Origin of the sequence: Tardiphaga sp. OK246 (assembly GCF_900188215.1) — a bacterium.
Lineage (GTDB): Bacteria > Pseudomonadota > Alphaproteobacteria > Rhizobiales > Xanthobacteraceae > Tardiphaga > Tardiphaga robiniae.
Genome location: NZ_FZOX01000009.1, coordinates 72,791 through 99,243, shown reverse-complemented (window position 1 = coordinate 99,243; position 26,453 = coordinate 72,791). Strand labels below are relative to the sequence as shown.

Annotated in this window: 24 protein-coding genes; 8 read left to right on the top strand and 16 right to left on the bottom strand. The window is 61.5% G+C overall.

Annotation, left to right across the window (positions count from 1 at the left end; translation table 11 throughout):
- Nucleotides 1-48: 48 nt before the first annotated feature.
- From CHC01_RS29760 to CHC01_RS29750, 3 genes are all read right to left on the bottom strand, one after another.
- The gene (locus CHC01_RS29760; RefSeq protein WP_089267954.1) at nt 49-1,056 is read right to left on the bottom strand and encodes a Bug family tripartite tricarboxylate transporter substrate binding protein; all 1,008 of its coding nucleotides are present in this window, start codon (nt 1,054-1,056) and stop codon (nt 49-51) included.
- Between the two features lie 191 nt (nt 1,057-1,247).
- Complete coding sequence (locus CHC01_RS29755; RefSeq protein ID WP_089267953.1) at nt 1,248-2,045, bottom strand: enoyl-CoA hydratase/isomerase family protein; 798 nt, start codon at nt 2,043-2,045, stop codon at nt 1,248-1,250.
- Between the two features lie 111 nt (nt 2,046-2,156).
- Entirely contained in the window at nt 2,157-3,356 is a 1,200-nt protein-coding gene (locus tag CHC01_RS29750; RefSeq protein WP_089267952.1) for a pyridoxal-phosphate-dependent aminotransferase family protein, read from the bottom strand.
- A 232-nt stretch (nt 3,357-3,588) separates the two neighbouring features.
- Here CHC01_RS29750 and CHC01_RS29745 point away from each other — a divergent pair, with 232 nt between their 5' ends.
- The 7 genes from CHC01_RS29745 (at nt 3,589) to CHC01_RS29715 (ending at nt 12,514) form a co-directional block, all read left to right on the top strand.
- Complete coding sequence (locus CHC01_RS29745) at nt 3,589-6,558, top strand: FAD-binding and (Fe-S)-binding domain-containing protein (protein ID WP_089267951.1); 2,970 nt, start codon at nt 3,589-3,591, stop codon at nt 6,556-6,558.
- A 13-nt stretch (nt 6,559-6,571) separates the two neighbouring features.
- A complete protein-coding gene (locus CHC01_RS29740) occupies nt 6,572-7,003 on the top strand; it encodes a GlcG/HbpS family heme-binding protein (protein WP_089267950.1) in 432 nt (143 codons plus the stop codon).
- Between the two features lie 7 nt (nt 7,004-7,010).
- On the top strand, nt 7,011-7,976 hold the full coding sequence (locus CHC01_RS29735; protein ID WP_349636635.1) for a metallophosphoesterase: 966 nt from the start codon (nt 7,011-7,013) through the stop codon (nt 7,974-7,976).
- 128 nt (nt 7,977-8,104) lie between these two features.
- Nucleotides 8,105-9,118, top strand: a complete 1,014-nt coding sequence (gene galE / locus CHC01_RS29730) for a UDP-glucose 4-epimerase GalE (protein ID WP_089267948.1) — start codon at nt 8,105-8,107, stop codon at nt 9,116-9,118.
- A gap of 2 nt (nt 9,119-9,120) precedes the next feature.
- Nucleotides 9,121-10,683 carry a hypothetical protein gene (locus CHC01_RS29725; RefSeq protein ID WP_089267947.1) on the top strand — a complete coding sequence of 521 codons (1,563 nt, stop codon included), beginning with the start codon at nt 9,121-9,123 and terminating at the stop codon, nt 10,681-10,683.
- Between the two features lie 141 nt (nt 10,684-10,824).
- Nucleotides 10,825-11,817 (top strand): glycosyltransferase family 2 protein, encoded by a 993-nt coding sequence (locus CHC01_RS29720; RefSeq protein ID WP_089267946.1) that lies wholly within the window; start codon nt 10,825-10,827, stop codon nt 11,815-11,817.
- Nucleotides 11,818-11,830: 13 nt separating this feature from the next.
- The gene (locus CHC01_RS29715) at nt 11,831-12,514 is read left to right on the top strand and encodes a class I SAM-dependent methyltransferase (RefSeq protein ID WP_089267945.1); all 684 of its coding nucleotides are present in this window, start codon (nt 11,831-11,833) and stop codon (nt 12,512-12,514) included.
- A 1-nt stretch (nt 12,515) separates the two neighbouring features.
- Here the strand turns inward: CHC01_RS29715 and CHC01_RS29710 are convergent, their stop codons facing one another.
- The 4 genes from CHC01_RS29710 to CHC01_RS29695 all read right to left on the bottom strand — a co-directional run bounded on the left by CHC01_RS29710 (nt 12,516) and on the right by CHC01_RS29695 (nt 17,055).
- Nucleotides 12,516-13,907 (bottom strand): hypothetical protein, encoded by a 1,392-nt coding sequence (locus CHC01_RS29710; RefSeq protein ID WP_244558572.1) that lies wholly within the window; start codon nt 13,905-13,907, stop codon nt 12,516-12,518.
- Nucleotides 13,908-14,049: 142 nt separating this feature from the next.
- Nucleotides 14,050-14,829, bottom strand: a complete 780-nt coding sequence (locus tag CHC01_RS29705; RefSeq protein WP_089267943.1) for an enoyl-CoA hydratase/isomerase family protein — start codon at nt 14,827-14,829, stop codon at nt 14,050-14,052.
- Between the two features lie 44 nt (nt 14,830-14,873).
- Nucleotides 14,874-15,524, bottom strand: a complete 651-nt coding sequence (locus CHC01_RS29700; RefSeq protein ID WP_089267942.1) for a glutathione S-transferase family protein — start codon at nt 15,522-15,524, stop codon at nt 14,874-14,876.
- Between the two features lie 241 nt (nt 15,525-15,765).
- Nucleotides 15,766-17,055 carry an acyltransferase family protein gene (locus CHC01_RS29695; RefSeq protein WP_089267941.1) on the bottom strand — a complete coding sequence of 430 codons (1,290 nt, stop codon included), beginning with the start codon at nt 17,053-17,055 and terminating at the stop codon, nt 15,766-15,768.
- A gap of 272 nt (nt 17,056-17,327) precedes the next feature.
- Between CHC01_RS29695 and CHC01_RS29690 the strand changes: the two genes are divergently transcribed.
- Nucleotides 17,328-17,510: a hypothetical protein gene (locus CHC01_RS29690; protein ID WP_089267940.1), complete on the top strand. Its 183-nt coding sequence runs from the start codon at nt 17,328-17,330 to the stop codon at nt 17,508-17,510.
- Between the two features lie 146 nt (nt 17,511-17,656).
- Here the strand turns inward: CHC01_RS29690 and CHC01_RS32120 are convergent, their stop codons facing one another.
- The 9 genes from CHC01_RS32120 to CHC01_RS29650 form a co-directional block, all read right to left on the bottom strand.
- The gene (locus tag CHC01_RS32120) at nt 17,657-17,941 is read right to left on the bottom strand and encodes a hypothetical protein (RefSeq protein WP_141137202.1); all 285 of its coding nucleotides are present in this window, start codon (nt 17,939-17,941) and stop codon (nt 17,657-17,659) included.
- Between the two features lie 175 nt (nt 17,942-18,116).
- Nucleotides 18,117-18,872 (bottom strand): SDR family NAD(P)-dependent oxidoreductase, encoded by a 756-nt coding sequence (locus CHC01_RS29685; protein ID WP_089267939.1) that lies wholly within the window; start codon nt 18,870-18,872, stop codon nt 18,117-18,119.
- Nucleotides 18,873-18,919: 47 nt separating this feature from the next.
- Nucleotides 18,920-20,677 (bottom strand): nitrilase-related carbon-nitrogen hydrolase, encoded by a 1,758-nt coding sequence (locus CHC01_RS29680; protein ID WP_089267938.1) that lies wholly within the window; start codon nt 20,675-20,677, stop codon nt 18,920-18,922.
- A gap of 15 nt (nt 20,678-20,692) precedes the next feature.
- Entirely contained in the window at nt 20,693-21,682 is a 990-nt protein-coding gene (locus CHC01_RS29675; RefSeq protein WP_089267937.1) for an acetamidase/formamidase family protein, read from the bottom strand.
- Nucleotides 21,683-21,727: 45 nt separating this feature from the next.
- Nucleotides 21,728-22,441 (bottom strand): ABC transporter ATP-binding protein, encoded by a 714-nt coding sequence (locus CHC01_RS29670; RefSeq protein ID WP_068729125.1) that lies wholly within the window; start codon nt 22,439-22,441, stop codon nt 21,728-21,730.
- Nucleotides 22,434-23,150, bottom strand: a complete 717-nt coding sequence (locus tag CHC01_RS29665; protein ID WP_089267936.1) for an ABC transporter ATP-binding protein — start codon at nt 23,148-23,150, stop codon at nt 22,434-22,436. Before CHC01_RS29665 ends, CHC01_RS29670 begins: the two co-directional genes overlap by 8 nt.
- The gene (locus tag CHC01_RS29660) at nt 23,150-24,214 is read right to left on the bottom strand and encodes a branched-chain amino acid ABC transporter permease (protein WP_089267935.1); all 1,065 of its coding nucleotides are present in this window, start codon (nt 24,212-24,214) and stop codon (nt 23,150-23,152) included. The genes CHC01_RS29665 and CHC01_RS29660 overlap by 1 nt, the downstream gene beginning before the upstream one ends.
- 13 nt (nt 24,215-24,227) lie before the next feature.
- Nucleotides 24,228-25,100, bottom strand: a complete 873-nt coding sequence (locus tag CHC01_RS29655) for an ABC transporter permease subunit (protein ID WP_089267934.1) — start codon at nt 25,098-25,100, stop codon at nt 24,228-24,230.
- Between the two features lie 107 nt (nt 25,101-25,207).
- Nucleotides 25,208-26,446, bottom strand: a complete 1,239-nt coding sequence (locus CHC01_RS29650) for an urea ABC transporter substrate-binding protein (protein ID WP_089267933.1) — start codon at nt 26,444-26,446, stop codon at nt 25,208-25,210.
- Nucleotides 26,447-26,453: the final 7 nt, after the last annotated feature.

Below are 26,453 nucleotides of genomic sequence, written 5' to 3'. Positions count from 1 at the left end.
TCCCCGCAAGGGCGGGGCGAGGGAGAAGAGACGTCGCTTCGCAGTTACTTATTTCGCCACGAATCCCGCTTCGGTCATCAGCGACTTGTTGAGCGCATCGTCCTCTTCGAGGAACTTGAGCATCTCCGGCCCCTTCAGGAAGATCGGCTTCAGCGCCTGCTTCTCCATGTAGTCCTTGTATTCGGCCGTCTTCGTCACCTTCTCGAACAGATCGACATAGAAAGCCTGCTGCTCGGACGTCACCTTGCCGGGCAGGAACATGGCGCGCAGCATCAAATACTGCACGTCGAGGCCCTCTTCCTTGCAGGTCGGGATGTCGTTCCACGACTGCGTCTCGGTGACCTTGGTCTTGTAGGAGATGCGTTCCTTGTCGAACACGCAGAGCGCACGCACCTGACCGGCGCGCCAGACTTCAAGATTCTCGCTGGGGTTATTGACGTTGGCTTCGGTGTGATTGCCGACCAGCTGCGTCGCCGCCTCGCCGCCCGACTTGTAGGGCAGATAGGAAAACTTGGCGCCGGTCTGCTTTTCCATGAACACCGTCAGCACGTGGTCTTCACGCTTGGATCCGGTGCCGCCCATCTTGAACGGCGACGATGCCGCCTTGGCCGCGGCGATGAATTCCTTCACCGTCTTGGCGCCGCCTGCATTGTCCCACAGCACGAACTGGTCCATCGCGACGACGGACACCGGCGTGAGATCGCGCCAGTTGAACGGGATCTTGGCGGACAGCGGCAGCATGTAGATCAGCGAATAGGCGATCAGCACCTTGTTGGCGTCGCCGTCGCTGGACTTCATGTAAATCAGCGCTTCGGCGCCGGAGGCCCCGCCCTTCAGCGACACCACCACCGGCGCCTTCATCAGATTGTTCTTCTGGATCGCAGCTTGCATCATGCGCGCCATCTGGTCGGATGCGCCGCCGGCGCCTGCTGCAACGACGATTTCGACGGGCTTCGTGGGCTCCCAGGCCATGGCCGGCGACGTGGCCGATGAGAGGATGGGCGCGCTGGCGAGCACGGCTGCAAGCGCAGCTGTGGCCCTGATCGACTTGGACATTGGTTTCTTCCCTGTAGAGATCGGCGGACATTGGATGTCCGCCATTTTTCATTGGTTCTATTGTGCGGGGTATTGACCGTGACTTCAAGCATGTCCCGCGCATGCGAAGGCCGACTTTGGTCAGGGGCCGGCACCCCCTTTAGCTGCCGGGCGGCGGAATGAGGCGATCGCCCGAGACCGCCGTCTGCCCGTTATTTCCCCTGCCAGTTCGGCTTGCGCTTGTTCAGGAAGGCATCCATGCCCTCGCGGAAATCCTCACTCATATAGGCCTTGAGCACGAGATCCTTGCCCTCCTCGCGGGTCAGGGTCGGGCGCAGCCGGCGGACGGCTTCCTTGGTCACTTCGAGGGTGATCGGCGCATGGCTGGCCACCAGTTGCGCGAGTTCCAGCGCGCGGCGCTGCAGCGTCTCGACATCGGGCACGATCTCGTTGATCAGACCCAGCGCCAGCGCCTCATCAGCCTCGATGAGGCGGGCGGTGAAGATCATGTCCTTGGTGCGGGCCGGTCCGACCAGCGCCATCACGCGGCTGATATTGGACATCGACAGGCAGTTGCCGAGCGTGCGGGCGATCGGGAAGCCCATGCGCGTGGCCGCCGTGCCGATGCGCAGGTCGCAGCAGGCGGCAATGCCGGCGCCGCCGCCGGTGCAGGCGCCGGCGATAGCGGCGATGGTCGGCACCCGGCAGGTCTCCAGCGCGGTGAGCACGCGGTCGATCCGCGCTTCGTAATCGAGGGCGTCCTGCGCCGTCTTGAATTCGCGGAATTGCGAGATGTCGGTACCCGAGGCGAAGGCCTTGTCGCCGGCGCCGGTCAGGATGATCGCCTTGATCGAGTGGTCCTCATTGGCGGCCTGGCAGATCTCTGCCATCCGCTCATACATCGAGAACAGCATGGCATTACGCGCCTGCGGGCGATTGAAAGTGATCTTCGCGATCCCGTTCTCGACGGAATACAGCAGGTCTTCATTGGCAGGCGTTGGCGCGTTCATGTGATTCGTCCTCTGGTGCAGCGTTCCGCCGCAACATGTTGAAAAGGCTGGAGCGATTATGCTCCAGCCTCCAGTAGATTGTTAGGCCTCAAAGACGGGAATTCGTTCGCTTTAAGCCACCGCCGCCTTGGTCATCGGCACCACGCTTTTGCCGGTCAGCACATCCATCGCTGCCATCACGCCGCCGGCGCGGTGCGGGACCTTGGCAAGTTCGAGACCCATCTCGACACCAGCCAGCGTGCCCATCAGCATCAGGTCGTTGAAGTGCCCGATATGGCCGATGCGGAAGATCTTGCCCTTCCACTTGTTGAGGCCGGTGCCGAGTGACATGTCGAAATTGTCCAGCACCACCTTGCGGAACTTGTCGGCGTCATGCCCTTCCGGCATCAGCACGGCGGTCAGTGCCGGCGAGTGATCATGCGACTCGATGGAGACGGTCTCGAGGCCCCAGGCCTTGACGGCGGCGCGGGCGGCGGCGCCATGGCGCTTGTGGCGCGCGAATACGCTATCGAGCCCCTCCTCCTCCAGCATCGCCACGCCTTCCTTCAGCGCATAGAGCAGGTTGGTCGCGGGCGTATAGGGCCAGGAGCCAAGCTTGTTGGCGTTGATGATCTCTTCCCAGTCCCAATAGGACCGGAACGAACTGTTGGCCTTGGAGGCGGCCAGCGCCTTGTCGGACACGGCATTGAAGCCGAGGCCCGGTGGCAGCATCAGGCCCTTCTGTGAACCGGCGACGGAGACGTCGATGCCCCAGGCGTCATGTTCGTATTCGAGCGAGCCGAGGCCGGAGACGGTGTCGACCATCAGCAGCGCCGGGTGCTTCACCCGGTCGAGGATCTTGCGGACGTCCTGCGGATGGGTGACGCAACCGGTCGAGGTCTCGTTATGGACGATCATCACCGCCTTGATGGCGTGCGACTTGTCGGCGGCGAGACGCTTCTCGATCTCGGCGAGATCGGCGCCGTGGCGCCAGTCGCCCGGCACGAAATCGATGTCGAGCCTGAACTTCTCGGCGAGGCCGCGCCACAGCGTGGCGAACTGGCCGGTCTCGGCCATCAGCACCTTGTCGCCCGGCGACAGCGTATTGACGATAGCGGCTTCCCAGGCGCCGGTGCCCGAGGAGGGATAAATGATGACCGGCTGCTTGGTCCGGAATACACGCTGCATCGCAGCAATGACGTGGAGGCCGAGCTCGGCGAATTCGGGACCGCGATGGTCCAGCGTGGGCATATCCATCGCCCGCAGCACCCGGTCGGGTACGTTGGTCGGGCCAGGAATCTGCAGGAAATGCCTTCCGGTGTGCACGGTCATGTCTCGTCCTTCCCAGGGAGTCCATTTTTATTGAAACGCCCGGATAGCACCTTTCAAACAGCTTGTCCCGCGTCTGGTATACCAGAGCGCCGAAGAAAAACGTTGGGCAGCCATGAGGATTTCTTATCCCTCCCGTATCTCCTTGTTGCCACTGCCGGAGCACAGCACCTCCGGGTTGCCAAGCCGGAATCCGGATGCAAGACAGGGCGATAGAGGGATAAGGCTGGAATCCATGGCGAAGGCGGCAATCATTCGGAGCACGGCTGCAGACAGCGCGCTGGCTGCCAGGCTGTCACGGGAAGTCTCCGGCGACGTGTTCTTCGACCCGTTCAATCGCGGCCGTTATGCCACCGATGCCTCGTTCTACCAGATCGTACCGTTCGGTGTGGTCGTTCCGCGCACCATCGACGAGGCGCTGCGCGCGCTGGCGATCTGTCGCGACGATGGCCGCATCGTTACGCCGCGCGGCGGCGGCACCTCGCAATGCGGACAGACCGTCAATGACGGCATCGTCATCGACCTCTCCAAACATCTCAACAAGCTCATCTCGCTCGACGTCGAGAACCGCACCTGCATCGTCGAGCCCGGCATCGTGCTCGACGATCTCAACCGGCAGCTGAAGAAACACGGGCTGTGGTTTCCTGTGGATGTCTCCACCGCATCGCGCGCCACCATCGGCGGCATGGCCGGCAACAATTCATGCGGCGGCCGTTCGCTGCGCTACGGCACCATGCGCGACAACACGATCGCGATGGACGCCGCACTGGCCGATGGCAACCTCCTGCATTTCGGCGAAGTAAATTCCGGGGACGATGCGCCTGCTTTATTTCGCGACATGCTGGCGCTCGGCGAACGCGAGGCGACCGAGATCGCGGAGCGCTTCCCGCAGGTGCAGCGCCGCGTCGGCGGCTACAATCTCGATGCGCTCACGCCGCGCAACACCGCCAATAACCTGGCGCATCTCCTCATAGGCTCCGAAGGCACCCTCGCCTTCACCACACAGGTCGAACTCAAGCTTTGGCCGCTCATCGGCAGCAAGGCGCTCGGCGTCTGTCACTTCGGCAGCTTCTATGAAGCGATGGATGCGACCCAGCATCTGGTCAAGCTCAAGCCCATCGCCGTCGAACTGGTCGACCGCACCATGATCGCACTCGGCCGCGACATCGCGATGTTCCAGCCGATCATCAAGAGCGCGGTGCGCGGCGATCCGGATGCACTCCTGATCGTCGAATTCGCGGAAGAGGATCAGGCCGCGAATGCCGCCAAGCTGAAAGAGCTGGGCGCATTGATGGGCGATCTCGGCTTTGGCTGGAACAACCCGCCGCGCAAATGGGGCGGCGTCGTCGATGTCACCGAGCCTGCTCTGCAGTCGGGCATCGCCGAGTTTCGTTCCGCCGGCCTCAATGTCATGATGTCGATGAAGCAGGACGGCAAGCCGGTGTCCTTCATCGAGGACTGTGCAGTGCCGCTGCCGCATCTGGCCGACTATACCGAACGCCTTTCCGCGATATTCAGGAAGCACGGCACCACCGGCACCATGTATGCGCATGCCTCCGAAGGCTGCCTGCATGTCCGCCCGGTGCTGAACCTGAAGCTCGACAAGGACGTCAAGGCAATGCGCGCCATCGCCGAAGAAGCCTTCGCGATAGTCAGGGAATACAAGGGCTCGCACTCCGGCGAGCACGGCGACGGACTCGTGCGTTCGGAATTCCACGCCGAAATGTTCGGCGAGCAAATCATCGGCGACTTTGCCGAAGTGAAGCATCGCTTCGATCCGCAGAACGTCCTCAATCCCGGCAAGATCGTCGATCCGCCCAAGATGGATGATCGTTCGCTGTTTCGTTACACGCCGGATTATCGCGTCGGCGAGCTCAAGACTGCTCTCGACTGGTCCGCCTGGCCCGGCGCCGGCGGCGGTTTCCAGGGCGCCATCGAAATGTGCAACAACAATGGCACATGCCGGAAGCTAGAGGGCGGCGTGATGTGCCCGTCCTATCGCGCGACGCGCAACGAGAAAGACGTCACCCGCGGCCGTGCCAACACACTGCGGCTGGCAATCTCCGGCCAGCTTGGCCCGGATGCGCTGACGTCGGATGCCATGGCCGACACGATGAAACTCTGCGTGTCGTGCAAGGCGTGCCGCCATGAATGCCCGACCGGCGTCGATATGGCGAAGATGAAGATCGAGGTTCTGGCCGCCCGTGCCGCGAAGCATGGTCTCACCCTGCGCGATCGCCTTGTCGGCTACTTGCCGCGCTATGCTGCCCTGGCCGCACGCGCCGCGCCGCTGGCGAATTTGCGCAACAAGAGCCCGCTGCTTCGCAATCTGCTGGAACGCTATGCCGGGATCAGCGCCAAGCGCAGCCTGCCAGAATGGCGAAGCGATGTGTTTCATCGCGACGAAGAAGCCTTCGGCCCGGCAGATGGCCGCGAGGTCGTGCTGTTCGCCGACACGTTCAACCGCGCCTATGAGCGCGAGAATCTCGACGATGCGCTGCGCGTACTCACCGCCGGTGGCTATCGCGTGCATCTACCGAAGCCGATCGATCGCAGCAGCCGTGCACTCTGCTGCGGCCGTACGTTTCTCTCGGCGGGCCTCGTCGATCAGGCGCGCGCCGAGCTGGATCGCCTGGTTGCCACCTATGCGCCCTTCGCGGCACGCGGCGTGCCGATTGTCGGTCTTGAGCCGAGCTGCCTGCTGACGCTGCGCGACGAGTTACTATCGCTGCGTTCCGACGACACCGCCAAAACCGTCAGCGCCCACGCCATGCTGTTCGAGGAATTCCTGGTCCGCGAAGCCGAGGCCGGCCGGCTGCAACTGCCGCTGAAGCCGATCGCGCCGAAGGCGATAGTGCATGGCCACTGCCATCAAAAGTCATTCGGTGCGTTCAAGCCGGTCGAACAAGCCTTACGCCTGATCCCGGATCTGAAGGTCGAGACCTTCGAATCCAGTTGCTGCGGCATGGCGGGCGCGTTCGGCTATGGCGCCGACACCTATGACGTCTCGATGCAGATGGCCGAAGCGTCCTTGCTACCCACCGTGCGCAAGGCCGCCGCCGATACGCTGATCGTCGCCGACGGCACATCATGCCGGCACCAGATCGCCGACGGCGCCTCGCGCCATGCGCTACATGTCGCGCGGGTGCTGGCCATGAGCCTCGACGGCGCCGCAACAAACGTCCATTCTTCCACGCTCAACTAGGAAAACAACCGATATGGCCGACCTCACCCTCGATACAGCCCGCAAGATCATCGATGGCGCTCTCGCCAAAGTGATCGAGATGAAGTTCAAGCCCATGGTCATCACGGTGCTCGACGCTCGTGGCTGCGTGAAGGCCACCATCGCGCAGGACGGCACCAGCCTGATGCGCGGCGAAGTCGCCCACGGAAAAGCCTATGGCGCATTGGCCATGGGGCTCGGCTCGAGGGCTTTGCTCAAGCGTGCCGAGGAACAGCCGTTCTTCATCGATGCCGTGAATACCATGGCGCGCGGCGCGCTGATCCCGGTGCCGGGCGGCGTTCTCATTCATGACGCATCGGGCAGCCTGCTCGGCGCCATCGGCATCTCCGGCGATACATCGGACAATGACGAGATCGCAGCCGTCGCGGGCATTGAGGCGGCCGGCCTCAAGGCCTCGACCGGCTAGATCGACATTGACTCAGCCACCGCATCCCCCGATCGACGACAGCGCGCTGCGCCCGCTGATCGACCGTATCGGGGATGCGCATGTGAAGGCACGGCTGGAGATCGAAACCCATCGCGATCACCAGCTGTTCGGCCAGGGCCGCCTGTTCTTCAATCTGGAGAACTGGCTCACCGCACCGCCGATCGTCCGCACCGCGCTGCAACTCGCCGGCCTCTATGGCCGCGCCCGCCGCGAGGCCAGCCGCGTGTTGGTCCGCGAGAATATCGTCGCGTCACCGCGCCTGCCCGCCGCGTTCGACGGGTTCACGATCTTGCATATCAGCGATCTCCACGTCGATCTCAGCGAGGATGCGCTGCGCCACCTGATCTCCTTCGTCGGCGATCTCGATTACGACATCTGTGTGCTGACCGGCGACTATCGCGGCAAGACCTATGGGCCGTATCAGCGCGCCACCGAAGGTGTCGGTGAACTGCGCGCGAGGCTGCGCGATTCTGTCTATGGCGTTCTCGGCAATCACGACAGCATCCGCATGACGCCGGCGTTGGAAGCCATGGGCATCCGCATGATGTTCAACGAATGCGAGACGATCGCTCGCGGCGACGAGAGGATCTATCTCGCCGGTGTCGACGATCCGCACTTCTACCTTGCCGACGACATCCCGAAGGTCGCGTCGCAAATTCCGACGGACGCCTTCTCGATCCTGCTGTCGCACACGCCGGAGACCTATGCCGAGGCGGCCGAGCACAATTTCGACCTCATGCTGAGCGGCCACACCCATGGAGGCCAGCTCTGCCTGCCCGGCGGCTACGCCATCAAGCTGGAAGCCGTGTTGCCGCGCCATATGGGCAACGGCGCATGGCGCCATGAAGGCATGGCCGGCTATACGTCCGTCGGCGTCGGCACCAGCTTGCTCCCGGTGCGACTGAACTGCCCTCCGGAAGTGACGCTGCACCGGCTGAAACACACCGGCTAGTTCTTGGATACGATTTACTAACCAAAGCGGCTGTCAGCCGCCACCTGTCACCGCGAGCTGCCGTTTATTAAGCTGACAGGGCTAGTGTTGATGGTCGCCCGACAGCTTCCAGGCAGGACCATTCCGACATGACGGTAATGATTACAGGCGGTGCCGGCTTTATAGGTTCGCATATCTGCGTGGAGCTCATGCACGCCGGTCGTCAGGTCGTGATCTATGACAATTTCGCCAATAGCCATCCGGAAGTCATCAATCGGATTCGGCGGATCACCGGCACGGCGCCGGATGTCGTCAAAGGCGATGTGCGCGATGTCAACACGCTGATATCGACCCTGTCGGCGCATGGCTGCAGCGCTGTCATTCACGTTGCCGGACTAAAGTCGGTTGCGGATTCCGTCAGCAAGTCGGCTGAGTATTACGATTGCAACGTGGTCGGAACCCTGAGGCTGGCGCAGGCCATGCAGCAGACCGGCGTGCGCAATATCGTCTTCTCATCGTCGGCGACCGTCTATGGCGAGCCGAACGTGCTGCCGTTGCGGGAGGACCACAAGCTCGCACCAGTCAGCCCCTATGGCCGCACTAAAATGCAGGCCGAGGATTTGCTCATCGACATTGCCCATTCCCTAAGCCCGCTGAACGTCGCGATTCTGCGCTATTTTAATCCGGTCGGCAGCCATGAAAGCGGGCTGATCGGAGAAGACCCCAATGGCGTGCCGAATAATTTGATGCCCTATATTTCACGCGTCGCTATTGGGCGACTGCCCGCGCTCAATGTTTATGGCAACGATTATCCGACACCGGATGGCACTGGCATACGTGACTACGGCCATGTGGTCGATCTGGCCGCCGCTCATATCGCGGCCCTCGACTGTGTCGACAAGCAGCGGGTCCTTAAGGTCAATCTGGGAACCGGCCAAGGCACCAGCGTGCTGGAGCTGGTTGACGCCTATACGCGTGCGAGCGGAAAGGTGATTCCTGTCACTTTTGCGCCGAGACGCCTCGGCGATATCGCCAGCTACTATGCAAGCGCAGAGCTTGCAGCAGATGTTCTCGGATGGCACGCAAAGCGCGGTATTGCAGAGATGTGTCGTGACGCCTGGAACTGGCAGCGGAAAAATCCCAACGGCTATCTCGACCAGTGAACATGATCACGCGAAAATCGGAGGCCACGTCTGCGCAGACGCAGGCGGATCCCAATCGGTCTGCAGGAATCATCATTTTTGCACTGCTGGCGGCGGCGTCGCTCCTTCCCACATTGCTGACTCCGATTCCGGCGATGGTCGATTATCCCAATCACCTCGCCCGCATGTATCTTCTGGCCCAGAATGGGGATCCAGGAGCAAATCCGTATTATGAAGTCCGCTGGGCGCTGTATCCCAATCTTGGGATGGATTTGCTTGTCCCACGTCTCGCGCAATGGGTCGGCGTCGAGAGCGCAACGCGGCTGTTTCTGCTCTGCAGCCAAATATTGATTGTTGGTGGCGCACTAGCCCTCGAACGGGTTGTGAAGGGCCGAGTTCAGATTGGTGGCTTCGTCGCCCTCTTGTTCGTCTACTGCCTGCCCTTCAGCTGGGGTTTTCTGAATTTCGAATTCGGTCTTGGCGTCTCGCTTTGGGGTATCGCGTTCTATCTGGTGGTCATCGAGGGCACGTTCCTAACGCGCCTCGTTGTCAATGCCTTCTTCGTCTCGGCGCTCTTCGCGGTCCATTTCTTTTCGCTCGGCATCTACGGCGCAGCGATCGGAATCTATGAGCTGTGGCGCGCCCATCAACGGAAAGTGCCCTATCACGTCGCCGCATTGCGACTGGTGCTTCTCGGCCTGCCGGTCGCTCTGCTGCTTCTGGTGATGCGCGCCACCGCCGGCTCTGTTGGCAGCGAGGGCACAGAGTGGCTGTTTCAGTACAAGCCGCTCTGGCTGTTTCGCATCATGAACGGCTATAATTTGACGGTGTCCGCCGCCAGCGTTCTGGTCTTGCTGATCTCGTTGTATTTCGCGTTCAAGCGCAACGTCTTGACGATCGAACCGGTCGGCATTTGGCTCGCCGCCGGTTTTGCGCTTCTTTACCTCCTCATTCCGTCGAAGCTTCTCGGCACGTCATTTGCCGATCTCCGGATTATCCCTGCCGCAGTGATGATCGTTGCGGCGTTTTGCTCGCTATCGCTACCGAACCGGAAATGGCGGGCTGTCGTATTGCTGGTCGTCAGCGGCGTCATCATCGCCAATCTCGCAACCGTCTTTGCGGTCTGGCTCTCTTATCGCGCAGACTATGCGGCGCTGATCGCTTCGTTTCAAAAGCTTGACCGCGGTTCGCGGGTACTCGTGGGAACGAGCGGCGATGGCGACGACCCGCCATTCAAAGACCTTACGCAGTATCCAATGGCCTATGCCCCGACGCTGGCCGTGCATTACGCGAATGCTTTCGTCCCCAACGTGTTCACCGAGATTGGCAAGCAGCCCATTCGCCCCCGTGTCGACATGCAGCGGCTCGCCATTCCATATGGCGGCCCTGTGCCGATGCGGCTGCTCAGCGCGATTGCGGCCGGCGGTACGACAGCAGCCGTGCCATCGTTCATCCAGACCTGGCACCGCGATTTCGACTATCTCTATGTGCTTGGCCCCGCTGCGGCGAACCCGCTGCCCGACAGACTGCAAGAGGTGGACAGGTCAGCACGATTTGTCCTGTACAAGATTGACAGGCGGCCATAGCCACGCGGTCTAGTTCGCACCTGGGCCTGCCTCATGGAACCGCGCAAAGGCGGTCAAGGCGCCTGATTTCAAGGCGCTTTGCAAGGCCGCCTTAACCATCAGGGCTTAGGATCCCGCCATTCAGAAGGGCGGAACTCCAAAATGGCGATTGATGGCGGGCGGATCATCTACAGCATCGTCGTGCCGGTCTATAACGAGGAGGCCGTGCTGCCTGTGTTGGTCCGCCGGCTGGGACTGCTGCTCGACCGCCTCGACGCGCCCGCGGAAGCCATCTTCGTGGACGACGGCAGCAGCGACACCAGCCCCATCGTGCTGCAGGCACTCGCCAGGAGTGATCCACGCTTCCGTTACATCGGCCTGTCGCGCAATTTCGGCCACCAGGTGGCCATCACCGCCGGCATGGACGCCGCGCAAGGCGACGCGATCGTCGTCATGGACGCGGATTTGCAGGACCCGCCTGAAGTCGTCGAACAACTGATCGCCAAGTGGCGCGAAGGCAATGACGTGGTCTATGCGCGCCGCCTGTCCCGCGCGGGTGAAAGCGCGTTCAAGCGCGCCACCGCCCATGTGTTCTATCGGGTGCTTGGCCGTATGACCTCGGTTCGTATCCCGGCAGACGTCGGCGATTTCCGACTGATCGACCGCAAGGTGCTGGACGCGTTGCGCCAGATGCCGGAGCGCGATCGCTTCGTGCGCGGCATGATCGCCTGGCTCGGTTTCCGCCAGGCCGAAGTGAGTTTCCATCGCCTTGAGCGCGCCGCCGGCGAAACCAAATATCCGCTGTTCAAGATGGCCCGGCTCGCCATGTCGGCCGCTCTCGGCTTTTCCGATGCGCCGCTGCGGCTGGCGATCTGGTGCGGTCTCGCGGTGTCGGGCATGGCCCTGCTGTACGGCGCCTGGGTGTTGCTGCTCTGGATAACGAACGACCCGCATCTGGTTGCCGGCTGGTCGTCGATCATCGTCATCGTGTCGCTGCTCTGCGGGTTGAACATGCTGATGACCGGCATCGTCGGCCTCTATGTCGGGCGCATCCACGCAGAAGCGAAACATCGTCCACTTTATGTTGTGCAGAACCGCGTCGGTTTCGACCGCGATCAAGCCGAAACATCTTACCGCACCTCGCGCAGCGCCTGACGGAGCGGATGTCATGAGCCAGCTGTTCGACAGCTACCGCAGCAACTACCGCGACGTCGTTCAATCCTCGATCGACTTTTCCGGCCTGCCACATAGCTTCTTCATGCGTGCAAAGGCCGATCTGCTGCGCGAATTGATCGCAGAGCGACTTCGATCAAAAAAGCCTGACATGCTCGATGTCGGGTGCGGCGTTGGCAGCTTCCATCCACTGCTGCGCGGCATGGTCGGTCAACTCAGCGGCATAGACGTATCCTCCGCCAGTATTGCGCAGGCACAGGTCGACAACCCCGATGTCGCCTACCAAGCGTTCGATGGCCGCATTTTTCCTTTCACCGATGCCAGCTTCGATCTCGTCACCACGACCTGCGTCATGCATCACGTCCCGCCCGCCGAATGGGCGGGCTTCATGCGCGAGATGCGACGTGTGGTGCGGCCGGGCGGCATGGTCTGTGTCATCGAACACAACCCGTTCAATCCGCTGACACGCTTGGCCGTTGCACGCTGCGAATTCGACCGCGATGCCGTATTGCTCGGCGCCGGGAAGACGCAAAAGATCATGGCAAGCTCTGGCCTGCACGACATATCTTCGCGGCATTTCCTGCTGCTGCCCTGGGAGGCGACAGCCGCGCGGCGCGTTGAAAGTGCCTTGAGTGGCCTGCCGCTCGGCGCGCAATACGCGACGTTTGGTACTGCCTGAGCTACTTCGCTACCGCGTTCTGACGCTTGTGCACCACCGCCACGTCGTCGCCATAGACACGCTTCCAGTCTGGCAGCCGATCAAGCAACGCCACCGCCGGAGTTTCCGGCTCCAGCAGCGTGGCATCTATTTTGTACTCGTCGAGCAGCTTCAGAAAGTCATTCAGGTCCGCCAGCGAGAGGCCGCTGTTGTAGCGATGAAGAAATCTGCCACCATAGAGTTCGCCGCGACCATCGATGAAAGTGGGAATTCCCGCGAAGATCAGATAGCCGCCAAACGAATAGTCGTTGAGCACGCGGTGCGCCGCAGTCAGACCGGCGCTGGCCACCGCTGCCTGTGGCGTATTTCGCGCAGCGGGGCGAACGTCGCGCGCCGAAGCGATTACGGTCGCCAGGATCATGACACCGAGGGCACCGACCTGCAGCGCCCAACCTGAGCCGGCCTCATTGGATGCGGCCAAGCTGCGAAACTGCTGCGCGATCGGCGCGGCAAGATAAAGTGGCGCCAGCATGGCAAGCAGATCCGCGTTGCGCACCTGCGCCAGAGCAAAATGCAACAGGCCGATTAAAACCAGAGCCCGCACCACGGGAAGCGTCACGCCGCGCGACAGCGCAAAGATTCCCGCCAGCAGCAGGATCTCAAAGATCCCGATACGGCCGAAATTCTGTGGCCGCCATTCGCCGATCCAGTTGAGCGCGTCGCCAAGACCCATCGTCGTCAGCGGCATCAACAGCGTGCCAGGCCCGTAAGGGGTCAGGCAGGATGCGGCAACAGCAAGAGCCGCGAAAGCGAGCCAATGAAGCACTTCGCGAGGCCGCTCGCGGAGCTTGTTTCGTATGAGGACTTCCAGGATTGCGGGCCCGATCAACCCCAGTGCCAGGATGACACTGCCATGGAGATTGGCCCACAGAACCAGTAGGGGTAACGCCCAGTAGGGCGGCCGTGCACGCGTATCCATGGCACGAACGAGCGCGGTCGCCCAGGTCATCATGACCGGCAGTGCCAGTACATGCGGCCGCGCCAGCAGATGCGGCGCGAGAAGAACGACCACGGCTGTAACGATGATCAATACCGGCTTCGGCGCAAGTTCGCGCAGCAGGAACCGGGTCAGAATCCCGACGGAAAGCGCGATGGCCGCAGCAGCAAGCGCCACAACGCCTTGCCAGCCGGCAAACGTATAGACCGCCCCGTAAATGACCTCGGAGAGCCATTCGAAGGCAAGCCAATGACCGCCATGCATGGAGAAGGAGAACGAGTCGGTCGACGGAATGACGCCATTCGCCAGGATCCAGCGGCCGATCGCGATATGAGAATAGCTGTCCGGATCGTTCAGCAGCCGCGGCCCGAGCGCCAGCAGCACGCCATAGACGCACGCGCTCACCAGCAAAGGCATCGCTGCTCGCACCGGGAACTGCTTGGCTGGGCTGCTGATGGCCTGGTCGCTCACGGGCTACGAGGGTACGGCGACACTGTTAATTCCACTTTAAGGCTGACGATGCGCCGGCACGACGTGTCGCGATGGCCGAGAGGTGCTTTCACTTGCCCGGCCACACCGGCTTGCGCTTCTCGCCAAACGCCTTGAGGCCTTCTTTCGCATCCTCGGTCATCGACAGGATCGCGATCTGGCTTTCGGTATAGGCAATACTCTCGTCGAACGACATCGCCGCGATGGCGCGCATCGCATATTTGCCGCGGCGGATCGCGGTCGGCGACTTGTCGGTGATGCGTGAGATCAGCCAGTCGACCTTGCTGTCGAGCTCGGCCGCCGGCACCACGTGATTCAGCAGGCCAGCGCCAAGCGCGGTCTGCGCGTCGAACGGCTCGCCAGTAATGCACCATTCGTTGACCAGGCGACGTGGCGCAATGGACTGCAGCAGCGCCAGCACCTGCATTGGAAACACGCCGACCTTCACCTCGGGAAGACCGAAGATCACGTTGTCCGCGGCCACCGCCATGTCGGTCATGCACAGCAGCCCCATGCCACCGGCCATGCAGACGCCGTTAACGCGCGCAATGGCGGGCTTGGTGGCGTTTTGCGACAGCCGCATCAGATCGGCGAGATCGCCATTGGGCTTGGAGAAATCCATTGAGAAGGCCGCACCCGCGTTCGCCAGATCAGCGCCGGCGCAGAACGCCTTCTCGCCCGCGCCGGTCAGAACGATCACCCGTACGCCCGCATCCTCGTGGGCGGTGCGATAGCCGTTGGCAATGCCGGCGATGACATCGCCATTCATGGCATTGCGCTTCTCCGGCCGGTTGATGGTGATCCACAGTGCGGCGCCCTTCTTCTCCAGGATTACGCTATCATCGGCCATCGGTCTGCTCGCTTGGTTGAAGTTGATGCGGCTGGTATAGCCGCTCAGAAGCGGCGCACCAAACCCAGCGCGTCGCCCGCACTGTTCTCGGACTCAATCGCACGCAGGTAGCCCTCGCGTTGCTGCAATCGCGCCCAATAGGCTGTGACACTCGGCCCGAATTGCGATGCAAGCCCGAGACGACTGGCCAGAAGCAGTGCATAGCCGACGGAAATGTCCGCGGCGGTGAAACGGCCGGCACAGATATAGTCGTTGGTGGTCGTGATGCTCTCAATCACGCGCAACCGGCCGAGAAAGAACTTCGAGTAATCCTCGACCACCTGCGGATGGCGGCGTTCTTCCGGCTCGAGTTTCGAATAGCGCAGCACGAGCGCCTGCGGGAAGGTCAGCGTCGCCTCGCCGAAATGCAGCCAGTTCAGGAACGGGCCGTAGTCCGGCTCGTCGATGCCGACGGCCAGCGGCGTCGGGCCATGTTTGGTCACCAGATATTGCGCGATCGCCGCCGATTCCGTCATCCGGGTCTCGCCATCGAGCATCAGCGGGATGGTGCCGAGCGGATTGATGCCGAGATATTCCTTGGCAAAGACACGCGGCGGGAACGGCAGCATCTTCAGCTCATAGGGCAGCCCGAGCTCTTCAAGCGTCCATAGCGGGCGGAACGAGCGCGCGCGGGCGCAGTGGTAGAGCGTGATCATCGGGCGAGACCTCCAAGCTGGCACGGACTATCGCCGTGCTGCCAGCCAATGAGAAGCAGCCGCAAGGCTTCGTCAAGTCTTGCCCTTCTTCGTGAAGACTTGCCCTTCGCCACATGGTCTCGGCAGACCGGTTTCGCCCTTCCCGATCGACGACACCCATCACCACGCGCACGTCACCGAGGCCGATCACGACGGCTTCGCGCCTCGGTTGCAACTGATGCGGCCGGCGGCGCAGCCGACATTAGTTCACCCGACTGCGACGAACTCCTGGCCAGATCGTCATCGGTTGCGGAGACTCGTCAGCCGGCTTGGCACGATCCTCCGGGGAGAAAAACGCTGCGCGGGCAAACCCGGCGGGCAAGCCGCTCTGGGTGACGTTTGCTCCCTTTGTGCCGACCGGTTCCACCGGCCTGGTGCCGCTGAAATTCTGTTTCAGCTTCGCCATCGGATTTTCCAGCAGATAGTAAGACAGGATCGACAGACCAAGCGTAATGCCGAAAGCGATCGCGACCTGGAGGATCGGCACCTTGGTGCCATGGGTCGCAGCATCGTTGAGGCCGAGATAGAACAATACCGGCAGGTGAAACACATACATCGCGTAAGAGAGAGAGCCGAGCCCACGGAACAGGGACAGCGACAGGATCGCCGTCATCACACGCCGGACAATGCCGCGATCGAACACCAGCGTCGCGACGAAGGACACGCTCACCATCGAATAGGCGATCAGCGCAAGGGTCCAGTAGACTGGTTGCGAGGTGATGATGCCGAGGTCGCGCCCCTTGCGATCGATCACGAGGATCATCAGCGCTGCGACCACGAGCGCTGCACAGCGCCAACCGCGCAGCGGCCGGTTCTCGAATTCGCGCAGCGCCAGCCAGCCACCGAGAGATAGCGACAGCATGCGGGTGAATAGCGACATATAGACGACATCGCCCGCCTCTCGCGGCTCGTGATTGATGAGCAGCTGCGCCATCAACAAACCGCTCGCCACCGCCAGCAGCGGGATCACCCGCCCAGTCACGACATTGAGCCACGCCGGTGCCACCATCAGGATCAACAGCGGCCAGAAGAAATAGAATTGCTCTTCCACCGACAACGACCAGGTGTGTTCCAGCGGGTTCGGCGCCGCATGCAGCGGATGATAGAAATTGAACGTGTAGGTCAGAAGGCTCAGCGTATCCGCCGGACCTAATCTGAAGATAAAGTAGCAGGCGAGTACCGTGAGGTAATAGACCGGGAAGATGCGCAGCGCCCGGCGCATATAAAAGTCTTTGAAGGAGATGCGGCCGGTCTTGGCCCGCTCACGCAGAAGCAACCGCGTGATGAAGAAGCCAGAGATCACGAAGAAGATGTCGAGCGCGATATAGCCCACGCGTGACAGCTGATTGGCGTACCAGATCGCGTTGTAGGCGTTGCTGTCCAGCACCTGCGGGCAATGGGTGAACACCACCACCACCACGCCGATTCCCCGAAAGCCGTCGAACGCCAGAAATTTCTCCAGCCGCTTGGCGACACTTGCATTCTCCGACATTGCGATCTCCCCGTTTGAACCGGGGATAGCAACGGCGCGAATAACGAGGGTGAAGGCGATTTACATGTCTACCACCTCAGGCGAAAATGTTCGGGCTTAACCTGAATGCCCGGCTGCGCGGGAGCGTTAGGGTTGACGCCGCCGCGTTTACCACAACCCAGAACAATCTTCACTGCGACTCCAGCGCCGCTTACGATCCGTTAAGCATCTGGGAACAGGCTGGGAACGATCGAAATTGACTCAACTTGTATTGGCAAGTGTGAGGGCAGCAGATGACCAGAGTTCAGTATCTCAGGGAACAAGCGATCCGCGCCGAACGGTTGGCAAAGACTATTCTGGATACCGTCACTGTCACGCGACTTGTCGAAGCATCGCACGCATACCGCCAGGAAGCCGATCGCCTCGAGCAATACGAGGCGAGCGATCACGCGACAACAATGTGGATGCCTCACTAGTTGAACGCGGACGGGAGCCAACAGATCAGGCGTGGCGGGGCGACGGGACACACACCGCACGCCACGGGGATGCCAGCTTTGCGCCAAGGAACAGACATTCCAAGCCTGCCACGCGTAAACGGCGATCCAGTTTTTTGTAAGCTCACTCAGTCAGCATGCTGGCTCACATACTTGATGGTCTGGAATTCCTGCAGCCCTTCAATGCCGCCTTCGGAGCCAGCAGCCGGTCCATACATTGCGCCAGGAGCTGCCAATCGCCCAAGCTGAGCCGAAAAGCCCACTGCTTCACGATAGCTCGTAGCTGTCGTATCACCAGCCCCATTGCCGCCAATTAGAGGCACATGAGGCACCAACCGACTGAGCCCCACCTTCCAGCCCATTTCGTTTCCACGGTTGCAGTTTGGCGTTGGCGCCGGGTTGATGTCACTCATTGCAGAATGGCGAGATCACACCGAGTTAGCTGATCGCCGATGACTGTATAGGAAAATGCAGTTTCCTATACAGTCATCGGCGTGGATGAATTCTCATGTTTCTTAGTTCAGCAATGATCGTCGAACTATCCCGCTCCTCGAACTGATCGCGGCTCGTTTCGAAGCGGGTTCAGAGCTACACAGCCCTCGTCAGAGCACCGTCGATGATGAGGTTGGTACCCGAGATGCGGCTCGCGATCGGGCTAGCCACGAACACGACTCCGGCGGCCACTTCCTCCGCGGTTCCCATTCGACCGGTCGGATTCAAGCTCATGGCCGTCTTGTAAAGTTCGGGCGAGCCGTGTTCGATGCCCTGCCATATGCCGCCCTCGAAATAGGTGTTGCCGGGCGACACCGCGTTGACGCGGACGCCTTTGCCGGCGAGCTGATTGCTCAATCCCTTGGCATAGTGGATCAGTGCAGCCTTGAAGGCGCCGTAAGAGCCGGCGGCGAAATCGACCTCGAACCCGGAGACGCTGGAGACGATAACAATCGACGGCGTCTTCGATTTTTCCAGATAGGGAAGCGCGGCCGCCACCGCATTGACCGTGTGCATCATGTCGATGCGGAATGACTTTTCCCAGGTTTCCGCGGTATCGCCGACCGCCAGTGCGCTGACATTGCATACGAGGATATCGACGCCGCCGAGCTCGGCGGCCGCGCCGTCAACCCATTGCTTGAGGGCGACGGGATCGGCGACATCGGTCGACTTGCCCCAGGCCTTGACGCTCTTCGCCTGCAAGGCCGCAACGACGCTGTCGATCTGCTCTTGTTGTCGCGCGCAAATGGCGACGTTGGCGCCCTCGCTAGCGAACATATCCGCAATCGCACGACCGATTCCCTTGCTTCCGCCCGTCACGAGAGCGTTCGTGCCCTTCAATCCCAGATCCATGGTTCACTCCTCGGTTGAGATGCCTGACTGCTCGGCTTGCACGATTGTCATCGGTGCTCTCGCGCGTGCCACCCCACAGCCTTCGTGATCAACCCGCGGTAGCTGTGCGGCATCCGCATAGCAACCAGATCTTTCCGGCGCACAACGTTGGTCGGATAGACGGTGTCGAGATTCGTGGTGTCCACCACCGCCGTCGCCGTCCCTTCGGTATCCGCCGCGATGGCTTCCCGACGCGGAAACTCGAAGGTGTCGGGGCCGAACACGCCGCTGAGGCCTGGATATCCGTTGCCGGGATCGAACACATTCGAGAACGCAAAGAACACGTTGTTCTCGCCGGCGCGAACCCGGAAGTGATGCCAGTGATAGAGATCGGCGCCGGTCGGGATCGGATAGTTCTGCGACACAAGCGATCCCACATGCGGGGTGCTGAAACGTTCCTTAATCGCTGCCGCGCAGACGATGAGATCACACCCCTTCAGCGCAAGGATGCGGCCGGCTTCAGGAAACGATGCATCGTGACCGATCAGAAGGCCGATGCGCCCGACCGACGTGTCGGCCACCACCCAGTCATCGCCGTGACGCGCCCAGGCACGCTCGGATTCCGTCAAGTGGGTCTTGCGGTAAACCGCGACAAGGCCTTCAGGCCCGATCAGGCACGCGCTGTTGTAGATCGCATCGCGGTTACGCTCGGCGATGCCGACGACAAGATACACCTTGAGTTGGGCGGCCAGACGGCAGAGCTGATCGGTCACCGGCCCCGGAACAGTCTGCGCTCGCGCGCCGGGATTGTTGAGGCCGCTCAGCGCGAGCTCCGGAAACACGACGAGGTCGGCGTTGCCCTCAAGCTCCGCCTGCCGCGCAAGCGAGGTGATGCGCGCGAGATTTGCTTCGACGTCGTCACTGGGACTCATCTGCGCGACCGCAACCCGCGACGTCCGCCCCGTCGGCCAGGGCTTGTGGCCGTACAACTTGAAAAAATCGCGGGGATTCCAGCTGAACGTATCGGACAGCAGCCCCGCATAGAGTTCGGGGCGGCGCTGAGAGAACACGGCTTCACCGCCAACACGCCGCGCGCGGGACGCGTCCAGATCCATGTCAGCTAGTGCGAAGCCGTCCCCGCTATCGATCAGGGCCGCAATTGTTCCGTCCGGCGCGATCACGCAACTGCCGCCGCTGAACTGGACGGTGCGTTCAAGTCCCCACCGATTGCTTTCGATCAGATAGCAACCGTTCTCGAACGCCCGGCTGATCCAATACGGAGCCGGTGTGCGCTCAGCGAGCCAGTTCGAGATATGGCAGATCACGTCGGCGCCCTGCAAGGCGACGAGACGCGCGGTCTCCACAAAGTGGATGTCCATGCAGATCAGCAGCGCGATGCGCCCGATCGGCGTGTCTAAGACCTGATGGCCGAGATCGCCTGCCGCCGACCATTTCGGCTCCGCAATATAGGGATGCGTCTTGCGATGCTGGCCAATCACACCTTCGGGTCCGATCAGCACCGCAGAGTTGAAATAGATGCTGTCGCTATCGACCTCCGGCATGCCGACAACAATGTAGCAGTCATGTTTCCGCGCGAGCGCTGCGAAGCGATCCGTGGTCGGCCCCGGGATCGTCTCGACGAAAGGCGCGACCTCAGCCCGGTCGAACCAGCAATAGCCCGTGGTGCCCATCTCGGGCGTAACGATGAGCCGGGCGCCCGCTGTCGCCGCCGCCTCGCAGAGTTCGAGCAGCCGCGCGATATTGCGCTCCTTCTCGAACATGGTCGGTTCGAACTGAACCGTGGCAACCTTGTGCACGCGCGACATGATCGGCTTACCCTTTTAGACCAAAAACGACTTCTTAATCGAAGCGCCGAGCGTATATTTCGGATCCACCATGTTGCCGAGCCGGACGCGGCCGGTCTGGGTCAGCAGCATGTAGGCATCGATCTCCTCAAAGCCGTAATCGGCCGTCATCCAACGGCAAAGCTCGCGATAGGCGATGCGCGCAGCATCTTCCATCGGCCGCGCCGAGCCGATCGTCATGATGAAGTCCTTGGTCTCCAGCCGCGGCCAGGCGATGCTCCAGCCCTTGATCAGATCGATCTGGACCGTGGTCACGGTCGGATGCTCGATCGCGACGCCGCAGAGTTCGCCGTCGCCCTGCGCCGCGTGGCAGTCGCCGAGATAGAGCAACGCGCCCTTGGTATTGACCGGCAGATAGATCACCGCACCGACACCCACGTCGGGCAGGTCCATGTTGCCGCCGTAATAGTCCGGCACCAGCGACGAAATCGCCTCGATCTCCGGCGAAGTGCCGATGGTGCCGATGAACGGCTCATAGGGCAGCGTGATCTTGTCGTTCCATTTGGTGCCGCTCTCGAGAGTGATCTCGAGCTTCTTGACGCGCTCGGGCAAAGCCGGATTGAGCAACGCGGTCTGGCCGGTGCCGACCAGCCCGCCGAATTCCGGCATGACGACAGTGGTGCCGCGCGGTTGCGGCCCACGCGGCACGATGCTCTCGATATAGACCGCGAGCGTATCGCCCTTCTCGGCTCCGTTGATCCAGATCGGCCCGTTCTGCGGGTTGAGAAAGGGAAAGTTGAGAATCTTCGAGGGGATGTCGGTCTCGTGCTTGATGGCGCCCTCGAACGCATCATGGGTTTCGGCGGAGACCACAGCGCCGGGATCGACCGTCAGCACAGGCCCTACGTAAGGGCCATAGACATAGTGGTACTTGCCCTGATCCTGTTCGGTGATCATGTGATGGGTGCCGGGTTTTCCCTTGGCGACGCCCTTGCTCGCCATGATCGAATTTTCCTGCCAGGCCATCGATTCTCTCCTTCGTCTCTGTGTTGTTATGAGCGTGGGTTGGTTTCAGACCGCGAGATGACGGCGCATTTCTGCCTGATCGTCGAGCGCGGCCCGATCGAGGCTTGCGACGATGCGCCCCTTGTCCATCACGTAGCAGCGCTGCGCCATGGCGCGGATCATGTCGAGATTCTGCTCGACCAAGATGATAGTGACGCCGGTGCTGCGGTTGAGTTCGACCATGTTGCGGGCAATGTCCTGAACGATATTCGGCTGAATGCCTTCGGATGGCTCATCGAGCAAAATGAGGTGGGGATCGGCAATCAGCACACGCCCGATGGCGAGTTGCTGCTGCTGGCCGCCGGACATGGTGCCGGCACGCTGGCTCCAGCGCTCCGCGAGGATCGGAAAGGCTTCCACGATCCGCCGCCGTCCCTCCTCGGGGATATCGCCCTTGATCGCAGCGCCGACAGCGATGTTTTCGGCCACCGTCAGGCGCGGAAACACGTCGCGCCCCTGTGGCACATAACCCATGCCAAGCCGCGCCCGCTTGTGCGGCGGCAACAGTTCGACGGCCTCGCCGCGATAGACAATCGAACCGCTCATCGCCGGCACGAGGCCAATCAGGCTTTTCATCAGCGTCGATTTGCCGACGCCGTTGCGGCCAATCACAGCGACGATCTCGCTCTCCCGTACCTCGATTTCGAGGCCCTGCAACACCGGCTTGCCGCCGTAACCGGCGCGCAAGGCCTGCGTCGAGAGAATGACTTCCTTACGCATGGGCCTGCCCCAGATAGATAGCGGCGACGCGTTCGTCGGCGACGATCTCATCGATCGAGCCTTGCGCGAAGACCTGTCCAAGATGCAGCACCGTGACGCGCTGCGCGACCTGGCGCACGAAGGCCATGTCGTGCTCGATCGCCAACACTGTCATGCCGTCCGCATTCAATCGCTGCACCATCTCGCCAGTCTGATGCGTTTCTTCCGGCGACATGCCCGCAGTCGGTTCGTCGAGCAGCAACAGTTGCGGCTTCAGGCTGATCGCCATGCCGATTTCGAGCCACTGCTTCTGGCCGTGGCTCAGATTCCCGGCGGTCTGCATCTGCTCGGCTTCAAGGTTGAGGAACGTCAGCAACCGATCGATCTCGCGCGCGAGCTCAACGCTGCGATGCGTCCGCTGCAGGGCGATTTCGAGGTTCTGTCGGACAGACAATCCCTTGAATACGCCAGGCACCTGGAATTTGACCGACAGCCCGCGGTGAATGCGGGCGAACGATTTCAGCGCAGTGATGTTCTCGCCGGCGAACAGAATATCGCCGCTGCCGGGATGGTGTTCGCCTAGGATCAACCTGAACAGCGTACTCTTCCCCGCACCGTTCGGACCGATCAGGCAATGGATTTCACCGGCCTCAAGCACGAGATCGACCGAATTGGTGACATGCAAGCCGCCGAAATGTTTATTGAGTCCGCGAAGCTCGAGAAGCGCCATCAGACGTCTCCCTTGCTGCGGCGCGCAACGAACCGGGAAATCAGATTCATGGCACCGAGCACGAGCCCGTTCGGCGCGATCAGCACGGTCAGCACCAGCAGCACACCCATGAACACCAGCGCGTATTGGCTGCCGTAAATGGTCAGGGCCTGGAAGGCCGCGAGCACCACCAGCGTGCCGATCACGGTCGACGTGAGATCGCTGCGGCCGCCGACCGCGACCCAGATCAACGGCAGCGCGGCCGCGGTCATGCCCATGCTCGACGGCGTGATGTACTGTCCCCACGCCGTGTAAAGCACGCCGGAAATGCCCGCGAGCGCCGCTCCGATCACGAAGGTGATGAGCTGATATTTGCGCACGTCGTAGCCCAGCATCTCCGCGCGCTCCGGATTCTCGCGGATAGCAACGATGACATTGCCAAACGAGGAGTTCATCAGGATGCGCAGGCCGAGATAGACCAGCAGCAGCAATCCCAGCACGGCGTAATAGAGTCCGATATCGGCCAACAACACGATGTCGCCACCGGACCATGGGATCGTTAGCGGCGGCATCGCGCTCATGCCATTAAAGCCGTTGAGGCGCGCCGCGCCGATGCGCCACTCAGGGCCCGCGGTCTGGGCCATAAAGCGCTCCAGCATCAGCGTCACCGCCAGCGTGACAATACCGAGGAAGACGCCGGCGATACGGCCGAAGAACATGAAATAGCCGAGCAGCAACGCAAACAGCGCGGCGATCACGACCGCCAGCACCAGCGCGACCAAGGTGAACCCATAAGCCGAGCCGAAATTGAGCGTGAGGATGCCGTAGCTATAACCGGCAATGCCAAAAAAAGCGGTCTGCCCGAACGAGAGCGAACCGCCATAGCCCCAGATCACACAAAGGCTGAGCGCGATGAACACCCAGACGAAGAAATACACGGTATTGCCGACCGTATAGCCGTCGCTGAACAACGGATAGGCGCAGGCAATCGCGAACACGATGGCGAACGTAATCCAGAACGCCGGACCACGACCCACAGTCTGCGGGCCTTCGAGGCGGCGGAGGAAACCAGGCAAACCGTTCACAGCTGCGGATCCTTCAGGTTCGTTCGCGCAGCAGGAAGCCGGAGATGCCTTTCGGCAGGACCCGGACAACGATGATCACGGCGACCAGCAAACCGATCTGGCCAAACAATTGTCCCTGCCAGGAGGTCATCACCGACTTCACCACCGCGAGGATCGCGCCGGCCGGCGCGGTACCGAGGAATACGTCGGCCCCACCAATCACCACGGTGACGAAGGCCTCCATGATGAAGGTGGCGCCCATCGTCGGCACCAGCGTCATGGTGGGCGCGTACAGGCCACCTGCAAGACCGGCGAGCCCGGCACCGCAGGCAAAGGTGAGACTGTAGATCAGGCGGGTATCGACACCGAGAGCCGCGGCCATGTGCGGCACCTGGATGGTGGCGCGGGCAAGCACGCCGAAGCGCGTCCAGTTGAACAGCATATAGAGGCCGCCGAGTACGCCGAGCGCGGAGGCAAACAGCACGAGGCGATAGATGGAATAAGAATACTCGCCAACCTGAAAGCTGCCGAACGGCGTTCCGACGCCGGCCATGGACGAGCCCACCAAGATCAGCGTCCCCTGGGTCGCAATGAGGCTCAGGCCCCAGGTTGCCACGATGGTGTCGAGCGGCCGGTCATAGAGATGGCGGATCACCACGAGTTCGACTAGCGCGCCAACCAACGCGGCGACGATGGCCCCGGCCAATATCGCCAGCGGCAGCGGCAGGCCGAGATGGACGGTGGAAGCCGTCACATAGGCGCCGCACATGATGAACTCGCCATGGGCGAGATTGATCACGCCCATCATGCCGAAGATCACCGCGAGCCCGCATGCCGACAGCACGAGAAAAGCGAATGCATCGCCGAACTGATAGAGCGCCGAGAATATATGCGTTGCGATGTCCATGAACCAACCGGGATGATGCAAATTCGAAATGCGAGGGAAACTTCAGCTCTTCGAGAACACTGTCCCGGCAGGCAGACGTACCTGCCGGGGCGGCGCCGACGCCGATGTCAGGGTTTCGGCGGCGGGTTCGAGGGCGTGTACTGCGCCATAGGATCCTTCTTGGTCAGATCGCAACCGGCATCGCCCAGCCAGTACGGCTTGATGCCCTCCCACACTTTCGGAAACGAGATCGAATGATCGGCCCCGACCTTGGCGAGATAAATGGTGTGCGACATATGCTGGCTCTTCGGGTCGATACAGACCTTGCCCTCCGGCGCATCCATGCAGACATCACCGATCGCGATTACCTTGCGGATATCTTCCCGCTTGGTCGACTTCGCCCGTTCGACCATCTGCTTATAGAGATAGACTGCGAGATAGGAATTCTCGGCTTCTTGGTTCACATAGGGCTCGTTAGGGAACTTGGCCTTGAACTTGGTGTAGAATGCCTTGCTGGCCGGGGTATCGATTTCCTCGATGTAGTTGGTCGTGACGTACATGTCCTTCAGGCTTGGCGGCTTGAAGCGTTTGTGTTCGTAGCCCTGCCCGACGTTGACCGACGAGGCCATCGGCAGATTGACGTTGGCGGATGCCGCCTGCTCGTAATAGGAAGCCTGCGCAGTGCCAACCAGCAGCGTCACCACAAAATCCGGCTTTGCTTTCTGGATATTCTGGATGCTCTGTGAGAACTGGGACACGCCGAGCGGGATGAACTCCTCACCGGCCATCTTGCCGCCGTTCTCCTTGACGATGTTGCGCACCCACTCCGCTGATATCTGGCCGAAATTGTAATCCGCGGCGAGCGTGTAGACGTTCTTGCCGTACTTCTCCATCATGTAGGGAATGAGCGTGGAGAACTGCTGTTCCGGCACCGCACCGGTGACAATCATATGGCCGTCGCAAACGCCGCCTTCGTACTGATTGTTGTAGAATGCGAAGCCGTTGAACTGATCGACGATCGGGCGATAGGCCTCGCGCGAAGCGGACGAGAAGCCAGCGAATACCACGTCGACCTTGTCGCGCTGGAGCACACGCCGCATGAATTCCTGATAGCGTGTGTTGTCGGACTGGGTGTCGTAGGCGACCAGCTCAAGCGGCCGGCCGTCGATACCACCCGCCTTGTTGATCTCCTCGGCCGCGAGTTGGATCGCATGCACTTTCCCGATGGTAGCCACCGCGAAATCGCCGGACTGGTCCTCAAGCACCCCGAGCTTAATCGGGGTTTGCGCAAACGCCGCACCTGTCGCGAGAACAAGCGTCCCCGTGAGGGCTACGGCGCGCAGCCCCCGCAACACATTCTTGGTCATGTTGGTG

Coding starts and splice junctions, on each gene's coding strand:
- CHC01_RS29760 (WP_089267954.1), bottom strand. CDS start 1,056: ATGTCCAAGTCGATCAGGGCCACAGCTGCGCTTGCAGCCGTGCTCGCC.
- CHC01_RS29755 (WP_089267953.1), bottom strand. CDS start 2,045: ATGAACGCGCCAACGCCTGCCAATGAAGACCTGCTGTATTCCGTCGAG.
- CHC01_RS29750 (WP_089267952.1), bottom strand. CDS start 3,356: ATGACCGTGCACACCGGAAGGCATTTCCTGCAGATTCCTGGCCCGACC.
- CHC01_RS29745 (WP_089267951.1), top strand. CDS start 3,589: ATGGCGAAGGCGGCAATCATTCGGAGCACGGCTGCAGACAGCGCGCTG.
- CHC01_RS29740 (WP_089267950.1), top strand. CDS start 6,572: ATGGCCGACCTCACCCTCGATACAGCCCGCAAGATCATCGATGGCGCT.
- galE (WP_089267948.1), top strand. CDS start 8,105: ATGACGGTAATGATTACAGGCGGTGCCGGCTTTATAGGTTCGCATATC.
- CHC01_RS29725 (WP_089267947.1), top strand. CDS start 9,121: ATGATCACGCGAAAATCGGAGGCCACGTCTGCGCAGACGCAGGCGGAT.
- CHC01_RS29720 (WP_089267946.1), top strand. CDS start 10,825: ATGGCGATTGATGGCGGGCGGATCATCTACAGCATCGTCGTGCCGGTC.
- CHC01_RS29715 (WP_089267945.1), top strand. CDS start 11,831: ATGAGCCAGCTGTTCGACAGCTACCGCAGCAACTACCGCGACGTCGTT.
- CHC01_RS29710 (WP_244558572.1), bottom strand. CDS start 13,907: ATGCCTTTGCTGGTGAGCGCGTGCGTCTATGGCGTGCTGCTGGCGCTC.
- CHC01_RS29705 (WP_089267943.1), bottom strand. CDS start 14,829: ATGGCCGATGATAGCGTAATCCTGGAGAAGAAGGGCGCCGCACTGTGG.
- CHC01_RS29700 (WP_089267942.1), bottom strand. CDS start 15,524: ATGATCACGCTCTACCACTGCGCCCGCGCGCGCTCGTTCCGCCCGCTA.
- CHC01_RS29695 (WP_089267941.1), bottom strand. CDS start 17,055: ATGTCGGAGAATGCAAGTGTCGCCAAGCGGCTGGAGAAATTTCTGGCG.
- CHC01_RS29690 (WP_089267940.1), top strand. CDS start 17,328: ATGACCAGAGTTCAGTATCTCAGGGAACAAGCGATCCGCGCCGAACGG.
- CHC01_RS32120 (WP_141137202.1), bottom strand. CDS start 17,941: ATGAGTGACATCAACCCGGCGCCAACGCCAAACTGCAACCGTGGAAAC.
- CHC01_RS29685 (WP_089267939.1), bottom strand. CDS start 18,872: ATGGATCTGGGATTGAAGGGCACGAACGCTCTCGTGACGGGCGGAAGC.
- CHC01_RS29680 (WP_089267938.1), bottom strand. CDS start 20,677: ATGTCGCGCGTGCACAAGGTTGCCACGGTTCAGTTCGAACCGACCATG.
- CHC01_RS29675 (WP_089267937.1), bottom strand. CDS start 21,682: ATGGCCTGGCAGGAAAATTCGATCATGGCGAGCAAGGGCGTCGCCAAG.
- CHC01_RS29670 (WP_068729125.1), bottom strand. CDS start 22,441: ATGCGTAAGGAAGTCATTCTCTCGACGCAGGCCTTGCGCGCCGGTTAC.
- CHC01_RS29665 (WP_089267936.1), bottom strand. CDS start 23,150: ATGGCGCTTCTCGAGCTTCGCGGACTCAATAAACATTTCGGCGGCTTG.
- CHC01_RS29655 (WP_089267934.1), bottom strand. CDS start 25,100: ATGGACATCGCAACGCATATATTCTCGGCGCTCTATCAGTTCGGCGAT.
- CHC01_RS29650 (WP_089267933.1), bottom strand. CDS start 26,446: ATGACCAAGAATGTGTTGCGGGGGCTGCGCGCCGTAGCCCTCACGGGG.